The organism is Pararobbsia alpina (assembly GCF_902859895.1).
Classification (GTDB): Bacteria; Pseudomonadota; Gammaproteobacteria; order Burkholderiales; family Burkholderiaceae; genus Pararobbsia; species Pararobbsia alpina.
This window is the reverse complement of the sequence record NZ_CADIKM010000077.1, coordinates 1-11,573: the sequence shown is the minus strand read 5'-3', so window position 1 is coordinate 11,573 and position 11,573 is coordinate 1. Positions and strand designations below refer to the sequence as shown.

Below are 11,573 nucleotides of genomic sequence, written 5' to 3'. Positions count from 1 at the left end.
GATGGCGAGCCCGGCGCCAAAACGATCTGGATCGGCATGCAGCGAACCATCGACGCTGCATTCATGATTCAGGCGCTGCGCGAGCACTCATGAGTTCTGTATAACGCAATGAGTTATATCCCCAAAAAAGTAAGAGGCGCCCGATGAACAAGACCAAGACAGCTGTTTTCTCTACCCTTGCGTTACTTCCGCTGATCGGGTACTGTCCTCGCGCAGCGCGCGACCTCCAATCGCCCATCCCGGAGCACCCCTCAGGCGCCGTACCTGTCGAGCGACCGCCATTGAGTTAACAGCTTACCGGCGCCGAACAAGACTATCCCTGCGAGTACCGCGGTTGCCACAGGAAACGTTCCCGCAGTATCGAGTGCAATTCGCCCGGGCCGCTCGCTCAACAGTTCCATGCGCCGTCGCGTCATGGCCGATCCGAGCGACCTCAGTTCATGCTTGAGCGAACGCTCGGCGATGGGTAACAACCCGGTCTCTTCGTCGGCAACGTGATGGATGGTTTCTCGCATCAACTGCATGAACAGACCGTCGAATGCGGCGTTGTCGGGGCCCATACTGCGCAGCTTGCGGATCGTCTCACGCAGCTCGTCATGCTGGGGCCCGCTCTCGCGCAGCGTTTCATTGTCCGGTGCCACACGCGCGAGCGCCGGATAGAAGATTTCCTCTTCAAGCTGCGCGTGAATTTCGAGCGCGCTACAAACGGAGCCCACTATCGCGCGTTTGCGCCACCACGGGCTCGCCAGGTGGTAGCGGTGAAACGCTCTAAAAACGTGAGAATGATCCAGACGGATCATCGTCGTTATGTCCGGAGAAAGCTGCAAAGGTTTCCTCGACATGGCCAGGAACTCGTCGTTACGCCCATCGGGCGTGTTGGGAGACGTCGTCAAACCAAGTGCGCATGGCACGTGCCTGCCACGCTGCGTCGCCACTTCGTGCAGACGCCGCCGAACGCCGCGCGGTCCGAGGCACGAGGCGGTTCTCTTTTGTGCACGGAAGCCGTCTAGGCCGCAAAGCGCCGCCATGTGCTGCGACCATTCATTCGCGGCTCGCCCCAACTAGAGCGCTCGCGGCAATGCGCCGGGTCCTAATTCAAGCCCGGCCGCCGGGAAGCCTTGCCGACACGCTTACTGGCAATTGAAGGGATGTAGCCTCACGACGTTTTCCCGCCACGCGCCTTGCTCATGCAGCGGCGTATGCCGCAGCCCGGGTTGCGTCGTCGGCCGGGTTCGCTATGAGCGTTTGGCCTGTGCGTTGCGACGTATCGGGAAGCACGAGCGCTAACGTTTCTCCCCCGCGGCTCCATCGACATCGGCGACAGGCGCTTCCTGCGATTGCATATCGCCAGCGCCCCGGTCAGCTCGCTCCCGATCCGCCGACTGATCGGCGCTGGGTTGCGTATCACCCCCCGCGTCACGGCTTTCGGCTTCGATTTGCCGCCGCGCTTCCTCCCAGTGCTTTTCCGCGTTGCCGTCCGGTGACGGGTCGTTTTGCCAGAGGTAATACGTCCGGGCGCGAATGAGAGCTTCGAGATCGGTGTCCATGCTGTGTTCCTCCATGAAAATGCGCGTCATGCCCCTATGCAGCGCGTGCGGCGATGCGAACCGGGATCGACTTTCCGGCCGGCACCTTGCTTTCCTTCGCGTAATGCCAAAGCGGCAGCAGCGGATTGCACTCCGGGTAATACCCGGCGATACAGCCTAGCGGAATGTCGTACGGGACAATGCGGAGCCCCTCGACCCGACGGTCGATACCGTCGTCGGCAATGGTTTGCAGGGTCACCTCTTCGCCTTCCTGAAGCGAATGGGACGCCATGTCCGCGCGATTCATCAGGACGACCATGCGCGTTCCCTTGATGCCGCGAAACCGGTCGTCGAGGTTATAAATGGTGGTATTGAACTGGCTATCGGTACGCAACGTCATCAGCCGCAGCGCGCCGGGCTCGCGTTCCATCATGTCCGGGTCCTCGCCGAGCGCACTGGGCACGATGAATTCCGCCTTGCCGCTCGCAGTCTGCCATTTACGTTCGCGGGCCGGCAAAGGTCTCGGGAAGCCGCCAGGCGTCCACATGCGGGCTTCGAAATCGTGAAAAATCTCCGGATAAGTCTCGGCGATCGCGGCTCGCACACGGCTGTAATCGTCGCGCCACGCGTCCCAGTCCACTGTCGAACGGTTGAGAAGCGTGGCTTTGGCGATGCCTGCGACGATAAAAGGCTCGGAGCGCGCGTCGGGACTGGCCGGTTCCGTCACGCCGCGCGAGCCATGCATGCAGCCTGTGCTGTCTTCCATCGAGACGGCCTGCTCGCCGCCTGCTTGCCGGTCGATTTCAATTCGGCTCAGACACGGCAGGATATAAGACACGGCGCCATGCACGAGATGGCTCCGATTGAGCTTGGTGGCCACGTTGACGATCAAGCGCACGCGGCTCCATGCCGGCTCCGTCTGAAACCTGTCCGGCACCGAGCGCACGAGGTTGCCTCCCAGGTTGACCACTCCCGTCACCCCTCCTTTCACCATGGCCTCGAACGTCTCGACAATATTCATCCCCTTCTTGCGCGGCGGTTCAAACGAGAACTGCTGCGCGAGCTTGTCGAGCGGTGCGAGTTCCGGCTTTTCGGTGATGCCCACCGTGCGTTGGCCCTGGACATTTGAATGCCCGCGCACCGGCGACGGCCCCGCGCCCGGCTTACCGATATTGCCGCGAAGCATCAGGAAATTGCAGAGCATGCGCACGTTCTGCACACCCATACGGTGCTGCGTCAGCCCCATGCCGTAGTGGATGATCACGGCATTCGCCTTCGTGTATTCGTCGGCCGCACGCTCGATGTCAACGCGCGTGAGCCCGCTGACTTGCTCGATGTCCGCCCATTCGGTTTGCCGCACGTAGCGTGCGAAGTCTTCGAAGCCGTGCGTATGCTCGCCAATAAAGGCTTCATCCAGCAGGCGCGGCGCTCCGCCGGCAGCTGCCGCGTCGTCCGCGGTAATCACTGCCTTGCAAAGGCCGACGAGCACCGCGGTGTCGCCACCGATCCTGACCTGGTGATACTGCGTGCTTATCTGCGTCTCCCGGGGCGTAAGCATCTGCGCTACCGACTGCGGATTACTAAAGCTGATCAAGCCGGGCTCGCGCAAGGGATTGAAAGTAATGATGGGCACCCCGCGCTTGCGCGCGTCCTGCAAGGGGTGAAGCATCCGCGGGCTGTTGGTGCCGACGTTTTGGCCAAAGAAAAACATCAGGTCCGTCTTTTCGAAATCGTCTAGCGTAATGGTGCCGACCCCGACGCCGATCGCCTCTTTCAGTCCGACGCTGGTGCTTTCGTGGCACATGTTGGAACTGTCCGGCAGATTGTTCATGCCATACATGCGGGCGAACAACTGCAACATATACGACGTTTCCAGCGATGCGCGTCCCGAGGTATAAAACACGACCTGCTCAGGATCCATTGCGTTCAGTTCGCGACCGATGTCGTCGAATGCTTCCTGCCAGCTCACCGGCACGTAACGATCTGTCGTCGCGTCGTGACGCAACGGCTCGGTGAGACGCCCCGCTTCCTCCAGATCATGGTCGTGCCATGACAGTAGCTCGCTCACTGTATGGACCTGGAAGAAATCGTGTGTGACCCGTTTGGTCGTGGTGTCCCACGCGGTTGCCTTCGCGCCACTCTCACAAAATTCGAAGGTGTGCGGATCTGCAGGCTTCGCCCAGGAACAGCTGACGCACATGAAGCCGTCCGGCTTGTTTTGGCGAAGCAGCACTGTGCTGTCCTTCAGCGCCACCTTCTCCTGGGCGAGAATTGTCGCGACCGCCTTCAACGATCCCCAACCGCCCGATGAATAAGGGTATGCCTCGCTCTTCCTTTGCTTGCCCATGACATGGTCCTTTAGCCTCGGTGACGTCCCCCATACCGTAGCAAGCCATGTTCCAAACTAAGACGCGTTCCATTGACATCGACGCAACAGCGTGCAGAACGCCAAAGCACGAAAAGCCGAGGGAAAAGGCACAAGGACGAGCAAGTTTTCCCGTTTCTCGTCAAGGGCATCACGATTACGCGATCTTCATGCTGGATCCGGACGGCTTCGTCCGGAACTGTTGCACTGCGTTTCCAGGACATATAGACCGGGAGCGAGATTATCGGCTGAATCCGCGGGCAAAAACCGGAGGCCCGGCCTGACATTGCGTCCTGACATGGAGCGCGACATGCGGACTCGCGCAACAGTCCGAAGAGCGGCCGTCGCGGTCACGCCGCGAATGCGGTGATAGGTAGAATCGGCTGACTGCCAGACAGGCTAAGCAATCGGCGACTGGCTCGTGCATCGCTCGAGATGCGACCATCGTCAGGGCTGACAATCCCGAGAGAAGCACGGACGATCCCGTCATTGCCGTTCAGGCCTAAATGCGTGAGCCAATCCAACGAATGCGCTGGCACCAGCTAGCTGATCCGTTGACCAGCCTTGCAATCCGCCAAGGACATGGCCAGCCAGCTGCTTGCGGGCGGTGTCCCGGTTCGTCGCTGACGTGAAGTTCGCCCAGCCGCCGCGTGTCCCATGGCCGCTACGGTTACTTGTGCAATCCGCTACGGAAGGTTCCGACGTCGTTCGCGGTGACCTGCCGTGCATCGTTGCCCCACGCGCTGCGAATGTAGGTCAGCGCCTGAGCCATCTCGGCATCCGACAGCAGGCCGGCGAACGCGGGCATGTTCATGCGCGGCGGCCCGGTAAGCGTCGCTGGTGTGTTGCCGCCTTCGACGAGGAGCCGAATGAGAGACGTGGCGTCGTCGGAAATCACCGACGGGTTGCCCGCGAGCTTCGGGTAAAGAGGCAGGTTACCCATGCCCCGGTCGCCATGGCAGCGCGCGCAGAACGACTGGTAGACTGTCGCCCCGGCCGACTGCCGTTCGTGCACGCGGTTGCCATTGGCGGCAGACCGTGCGACCGGTCGCTCCGGGTTGTAGTTGCCGGATGGCTGTTGCGACGGCAAAGACTTCAGATAGCTGGCGATCGCGCGCAGATCGTCGTCGTTCAGATATTGCGAGCTGTCTTCGATCTGCTCGACCATGCTGCCGTAGGCAACGAGGCCGCCGCCGTGACCGGTTTTCAAGAACGACACCAGATCGTCGGCCGGCACGCGTCCGAGGCCCGAGCCCGGGTCGCCGGTGAGGTTCGCCGCGAACCAGTGATCGTTCACGCCGCCGGCCAGGTAGTGCGGCGACGCCTCGTCGTAGCCGCGCTCCTGAAAAGCGACACCACGGGGTGTATGACACGCTCCGCAATGGCCGAGCGACTGCACGAGATACGCGCCGCGATTCCACTGCGCATCGTGCTCGGGATGCGCCCGGTACGGGCCGCCCTTCGGCATGAAAAGCCACTTCCAGAACGTCAATGTCCAGCGTTGGTTGAATGGGAACGGCACCTGGGGCGGCTCGTTCGGCCTCGCGACCGGCTTCACCGCGTGCATGAAATACCCATATAGCGCGTGGACGTCATCGTCGGCCAGCTTGGAGAAAGACGGGTACGGCATCGCGGGATACAGATGCTTGGCGCCAGGCGCGACCCCTTCGCGTAACGCACGCGCAAAGTCCTCGTAGCTGTATCGGCCGATGCCGTAACGCGGGTCCGGTGTGATGTTGCTGCTGATGATCGTGCCGAATGGCGATGCCATGCCCAACCCGCCCGCGTACGGGGCGCCGCCGTTCACCGCGGTATGGCAACCGGCGCAGTCGCCGGCCTTCGCGAGATAGGCGCCACGCGCGATCAGCGACTGATCCGCCGACGGCTGCATGGGAGGCGCGCTTGGCCGAGGCGCCGTTTGCGCCTTCGCGCCCTCCGCGCCGGCAACGCATGTGCCGATTAAAAGCACGCCCACGACGGCGTGCACGGCGATGCGGCTTTGCGCAGCCGCCATCGCGCCCCGGAATGTGTTGGCAGGTTCATCAGGCCGCCTGTGAGCAAACGGCGCCATTCGGCGTGGTCGGTTCATGGTTGATGCAGCAGGTAAGCGACAATGTCGCGAGCGTCCGCATCGGTGACGCCGAGTTCGGGCATCGCCGATTGTGGATCGAAGCGTTGCGGATGCTTAATCCATTGCTCCAGGTTATCCGCTGTATTCGGCAGGTGGCCGCCGATGTAACTTCGCTCGCCGATCCCGACTAAGGGCGGCCCAACGAGGCCGCGGGCGTTCGGCACGCCGTCGATCGTATGGCACGCGCCGCAGCCGTACCGGACGATCGTCTCCCTGCCCTGCTGCGGATTGCCGCCGGTGGCCTCGTCGTGGGTTGGCAGCGCCTTGGAGCAGCCCGCAAACAACAACGCGCTGCATAGCGCAACCATGGGGTGTCCGGGCAGCGTATTCATACGCCACCGTCCGGCGGTGCGGTGAAGGGTCGCCCGATGAACACATGTGCCTGTCGCTGGAACAGCCAGCGGGCGCTGACCGCCAGTCCCGCCACCAAGTAAGCGAGGCCGCCGGGCACCCACATCACGAGACCGCCTAACTCCTGGTCGTGCAACGGATCGAAGCCGAGCGCGCTGCAGGGCTCGACATATGACGGATACCAGAGCCCGGGCGAGAGCGTGATCAGCGCGCCAAGCGCGCCTGTGTGAACCATCGTCGTGAACAGCGACAGCATCGCGGGGCCGCTGCCTCGGCGCCGTGCGGGTTCGCCGAAAATCGTCCACCAGAACAGCAGTGCGCTGAACAGAAAGCTCGCATGCTGGAGCGTGTGCATGCGCGGGTTGGCTAGCGCCGCTTCGAACAGCTTCGGCTCGTGCCAGGCCCAAAGCGCGGCGGCGTGCAATAGCCATGCGCCAGCAGGCGTGGTGATCGCGCGCCAGCATGCGCGAACCCCGCGTGTACGGACTGCGCGACCAAGCCAGGTCCTCGCCCCGTGCGGGAACGCCCATACCCACACGGAGAGTGGCCGGCCGAGCACGAAGAGCGGCGCGGCGACGATCATCATCAGTTCGTGCTGCACCATATGCGCGGAAAACAGCGCGGCGCTGAGCGAGTCGAGCGGCGAATCGAGCGAGACCACGAGCATCAGCCAGCCGCCGGCGAACGCGGCGAGTTGTCTCGCGTGCGCAGATTTCGCGTGGCGGCTGCGGGCCCTGAGCCGTATGTAGCCCAATGTGTAAAGCACCGCGCTTATCGCAAGCGGAAGGACGACCCATGCATCGAAGCTCCACGCGAGCGGCGGCGCACCGCGTTCGTCGGCGCTCCGCACATGCGCCGACGCCGAAGGAGCGGCGGCGAGCAACAGCACGAGTTGTGCGACGGCCATATCGTGACAGCGCGACCCGAGCCGCGTGCGCGATGACACCCGCGCCGAAGACGGTGTGCGCATCCCGCGGAGCGCGATCGACAACGGACGGCAGTTCATCGACATGGATCGATCACCCATTGTGGCAGCCACATCGCAAGTAACACGAACGACGACAGCGCGCCGACCGTCGTCGCGACGAGCGCAAGAAACACCGGTCGTGCCGGCAGCGCATCGTTCTCAGGATCGAACCGTGGCGTCGTGCCAAGCCAGCGCCGTAGTGCGAGCAGCGTAACCGCCACCGAGAACAGAAGCGCAGCCGTGCTGACCCAGCCGAGCGGCGCGCCGTTGCGCCATGCGCACGCGTACGGCACCAGGGCGTAATTCGCAGTCAGCGTCGCCAGCAGCACGGTCGGCGCGCCAAGCAACGCGAGCCAGGTTTGCATCGTGGGCCTCCTTTCGGTCAAAGTTGCAGGCGAGGGGCCAGATAGATCACCGCGAAAATCGGCACCCAGCTCAACACGACGAAATACCAGTACAGCGCGTTCTCGCTGACATCGACGAGCCGCTTGCCTTCGAAGGGCCCCGTGATCAGCAGTACGCCGAGCACCGCGGTATCGACGGTATCGGTGATGATGTGCGTCGTATGCAGCCCGAGCAGCAGCCAGACCACCGAGCCGTAGGCGTTCGCATACCACTTCACATTCAGCGCCGCGAATTCAAAGCCGCGCAGCACGAGAAACACGACTGCAAACGCGAGACAAACCCAGATCCACAGACACGCGCCCCGGCGGTCCCCGCGTTCGGCCGCGCGCTTCGCCAACTGGTTCGGCACCATGCTTGCCAGCAGTACGATCGTGTTCGCGGTGCCCCACAACAGGTCGGGCGGAGGCGCGTTGAGCGGCCAGACCTGCGCGAGGCTGCGCAGATAAAAGTACATCATGACACCGATCGCAAAAGCGGTGCCTTCGATCAGCATGAGTCCCAGCGTGCTCCACCACATCAAACTGCGATGCCCGTAACCGAAGCTCGGCAGGTGGCTGACGTCGAGCACCGCCACGGGGGGCGAGGACGCTCCGACTGCTTCGGACATTGGCCCCTCTGTGGACACCCGCTTCGGTCGACGGCGCTCGTCGCTCGGGTTCATGGCCGCTGCTCCAGCTCGACCGCGCGCCGGTTCTCGTGGCGCGACGGCCAAAACCAGCCAATCAACGCAGCCGCGACCGGGAACGCGCCCCACACGACCGCCCATGGCGTGAAGACCGAGCCGATAAATAGAACCGTCGTAGCGATCGCGCTGACGAACGGCCAGATCGACGGCGACGGAAAGAGCGGTCGCGTGTCCAGCTGTGCGTCCAGCACCGTGGTCGTTAGTACCTCGCGGGAATCGGCCGCCAAGCCCGCGACGCAGGACGGCTGCCCGACGGGCTCCCATAGCGGATCGCGGCCGTAAACAACCGGTAGCGCATCGAAGTTATGCGGTGGCGGTGGCAGCGGCACGCTCCATTCGAGCGTGCCGGCACCCCAGGGATCGCGATCCGGGCGCGCGGTGCCGCGGCGATATGTTTCCAGGACGTTTAGAAGGAAGACCAGCACGCTCGCGGCGATCATCCACGCGCCGAGCGTCGCCATCATGTTCAGCGGACCCCAGCCCATCTCGGGCGGATAGGTCCAGACGCGGCGCGGCATCCCATGAAGGCCGAGCAGATGCATCGGAAAGAACGCCACGTTAAATCCGATGAAGAATAGCCAGAAGTTCCAGCGGCCAAGCGTCTCGTCGAGCATGCGGCCAGTGAACAGCGGAAACCAGTAGTAGAACGCCCCGAACAGCGGAAACACTGCGCCTCCAATCACCACGTAGTGAAGATGCGCGACGACGAAATACGTATCGTGTACCTGCAGATCGAGCGGGACCGAGCCGAGCATCACGCCGGTCAGCCCGCCGAGTACGAGGATGAAAAAGAATGCGAGCACGAACAGCAGCGGCGTCCTGAAATTGAGCCGGCCGCTCCATAGGGTCGCGAGCCAGCAGAAAATCTGGATGCCGGTCGGGATCGCGATCATCAGGCTCGCGGCAGTGAAAAAGCTCTTGCCTAGTTCCGGAACGACCGTCGCGAACATATGATGGACCCATAGCCCGAAAGCGAGGAACGCGGTCGCGATCACAGCGAGCACCATCGCCGGATAGCCGAACACCGGCCGGCGCGAAAAGGTCGGAATGATCGACGAGATGAAGCCAAGCGGCGGAATGAAGATTAGATAAACCTCGGGATGCCCGAAGAACCAGAATAAGTGCTGCCACAACAGCACGTCGCCACCTTTGGCCGGGTTGTAGAAATGCGTGCCGACGAGCCGGTCGAGAATTAGCGCCGTACTCCCGAGCATCACCGACGGCATGGCGAACAGCACCATGAACTGCGTGACGAGCGTCGTCCAAACGAAGAGCGGCATGCGGTTCAACGACATGCCGGGCGCGCGGAGCTTGAAGATCGTGGTGATCAGCACGACCGCTTCCAGAAGCGACGATAGTTCGGTGAAGGTAATCATCTGGGCCCAGATGTCGACGCCCTTACCCGGCGAATAATCGGGTCCGGACAGTGGCGTATAGGCGAACCAGCCAGCAGCCGGCCCCCAGCCGAGCGCAAAGGCCACGTACAGCGTCAGGCCACCGAACAGAAAAATCCAGTATGCGTACGCGTTCAGGCGAGGAAATGCGACGCTGCGCGCGCCGATCATCAAAGGGACGATGAAGGTCGCGACCGCCTGCATGACCGGAACCGCGAACAGAAACATCATCGTGGTGCCGTGCATCGTGAACAACTGGTCGTACAGGTCTGGACCAACCAGATGACTGGCGGGCTCCGCGAGTTGAAGCCGCATCACGAGCGCTAAGGCGCCCGCCAGCAGGAAAAATGCGAACGTCGCTGTAATGAAGCGGCGGCTGATCGTCTTGTGGTTGATCGCTGCTACCCAGCCCATGACGCCGGGCGGGTCGCTCCAGGTGCGGGCGAGCGCATCGCGCACCGCGGGCGACATGGCGGGACCGTCAAGCAGATGACCACGCTCGTGGGCGGACTCGGGGCGGCCGCTCATCGCAGTGTCCCAAGCCATGCGAGCAGCGCCTGAAGATCGGCCGGCGCGAGCCGGTTCGGCGGCATTGTCGTGCCCGGCTTCAACCTCGGCGCGTCGACGATCCAGCCCGCCAGATTTCCGGTCGTGTTGGGCAAGGTCCCGGCGGCGATAGTCTGCCGGCTCATCAGATGCGTGAGGTCCGGACCGAGCGTGCCAGTTGCCGACGTGCCACGCACCGTATGGCAACTCGCGCAGGTGCCGCTCGTAAAAACCTGCTGGCCGCGTTGCAGCAGCGCCCCCGCGGACAGCGTCGCCGCGCCGCGTTGATGCGCCGCCCACGCGTCGTACGCGGCAGGCGACTCGGCGACGACATAGAACGCCATCAGCGCGTGCTCGAAGCCGCAAAACTCCGCGCATTGCCCGCGATAGGTGCCGGCTTTGTCCGCGCGAAATTCGATCGTCGCGTCGCGGCCGGGGATCATATCCCTTTTGCCGTGGAGATTCGGAACCCAGAACGTGTGGATCACGTCGGTCGTGCGCAGCCTCACGATGACCGGACGCCCGACCGGGATATGCAGTTCGTTGGCGACCGTGAAATGGTCGGCGTCGCCGTTGCGGCCGCTCGGATAGCGCGCTTCCCACCACCATTGATGACCCGTCACCTCGATCGTCAGAGCGTTTGCGACCGGCAGCGTGGACAGGGCGTGATCGGTTAGCACATCGGCGAACAAGAGACCGAACAGCAGCACGCTCGACAGCAGCGTCGCTGCAACGACCATGCGGCGCGTATTCCCCTCGGGTTGTGCAAGCGACGACAGATCGGGCGTCGTCCGATGGTCGGAGCGCCGGTTGCGCACGATCGCCACCAGGAGCACGAGCAGCACTGCCGCAAACACGCCCGAACAGACGATCAGCGTCAGGTTCCATAAATGCGCGATGCGCGTTGCCTGAATGCCCGCAGGAGAAAGCACGCTCTGCAGCGGTGCGGATGCCGCGCCCGCTGCTTGCGGCAGCGAGCCAGCCGTCAGGACCGCAACCCATGCTGAATAGAATGCAAGGGGCCAGACACGGGCCGGTGTGCCCGTGCACCGAGAGGCTGCGTTTGATGTGCGAGCGCCGCGCGCGCGTCCACTCCGCGACACTGGCGACGCGTTCGTCGGCCCGCCGCCGCGATGGCACATCGATCGCGCAAAGTATTCATCGAGCCGGAACAGATTCCGCATTTTTTCTCCGGGGCGCGTT

At 63.2% G+C, this 11,573-nt stretch carries 10 protein-coding genes; all 10 read right to left on the bottom strand.

Features of this window, described 5'->3' with window-relative positions:
* Positions 1 to 251: 251 nt before the first annotated feature.
* Positions 252 to 842 (bottom strand): hemerythrin domain-containing protein, encoded by a 591-nt coding sequence (locus tag HV670_RS28175; RefSeq protein ID WP_175108252.1) that lies wholly within the window; start codon positions 840 to 842, stop codon positions 252 to 254.
* A gap of 441 nt (positions 843 to 1,283) precedes the next feature.
* Complete coding sequence (locus tag HV670_RS28170; RefSeq protein ID WP_175108246.1) at positions 1,284 to 1,547, bottom strand: DUF2934 domain-containing protein; 264 nt, start codon at positions 1,545 to 1,547, stop codon at positions 1,284 to 1,286.
* 34 nt (positions 1,548 to 1,581) lie between these two features.
* Complete coding sequence (locus tag HV670_RS28165) at positions 1,582 to 3,873, bottom strand: FdhF/YdeP family oxidoreductase (protein ID WP_175108245.1); 2,292 nt, start codon at positions 3,871 to 3,873, stop codon at positions 1,582 to 1,584.
* A 688-nt stretch (positions 3,874 to 4,561) separates the two neighbouring features.
* Entirely contained in the window at positions 4,562 to 5,782 is a 1,221-nt protein-coding gene (locus HV670_RS28160; RefSeq protein WP_246258048.1) for a c-type cytochrome, read from the bottom strand.
* 194 nt (positions 5,783 to 5,976) lie between these two features.
* Entirely contained in the window at positions 5,977 to 6,354 is a 378-nt protein-coding gene (locus HV670_RS28155) for a c-type cytochrome (RefSeq protein WP_246258047.1), read from the bottom strand.
* Positions 6,351 to 7,280 carry a cytochrome c oxidase assembly protein gene (locus tag HV670_RS28150; protein WP_246258049.1) on the bottom strand — a complete coding sequence of 310 codons (930 nt, stop codon included), beginning with the start codon at positions 7,278 to 7,280 and terminating at the stop codon, positions 6,351 to 6,353. Before HV670_RS28150 ends, HV670_RS28155 begins: the two co-directional genes overlap by 4 nt.
* A 95-nt stretch (positions 7,281 to 7,375) precedes the next feature.
* The gene (locus HV670_RS28145) at positions 7,376 to 7,705 is read right to left on the bottom strand and encodes a hypothetical protein (protein WP_175108244.1); all 330 of its coding nucleotides are present in this window, start codon (positions 7,703 to 7,705) and stop codon (positions 7,376 to 7,378) included.
* A 17-nt stretch (positions 7,706 to 7,722) separates the two neighbouring features.
* Positions 7,723 to 8,352 (bottom strand): cytochrome c oxidase subunit 3, encoded by a 630-nt coding sequence (locus HV670_RS28140; protein WP_175108243.1) that lies wholly within the window; start codon positions 8,350 to 8,352, stop codon positions 7,723 to 7,725.
* 50 nt (positions 8,353 to 8,402) lie between these two features.
* Positions 8,403 to 10,370, bottom strand: coding sequence for a cytochrome c oxidase subunit I (ctaD, locus tag HV670_RS28135; RefSeq protein WP_246258046.1), 1,968 nt, complete (start codon positions 10,368 to 10,370; stop codon positions 8,403 to 8,405).
* Positions 10,349 to 11,573 (bottom strand): cytochrome c oxidase subunit II (coxB, locus tag HV670_RS28130; protein ID WP_425511480.1); only part of this gene is annotated, 1,225 nt, incomplete at its 5' end. The genes ctaD and coxB, both read right to left, overlap by 22 nt.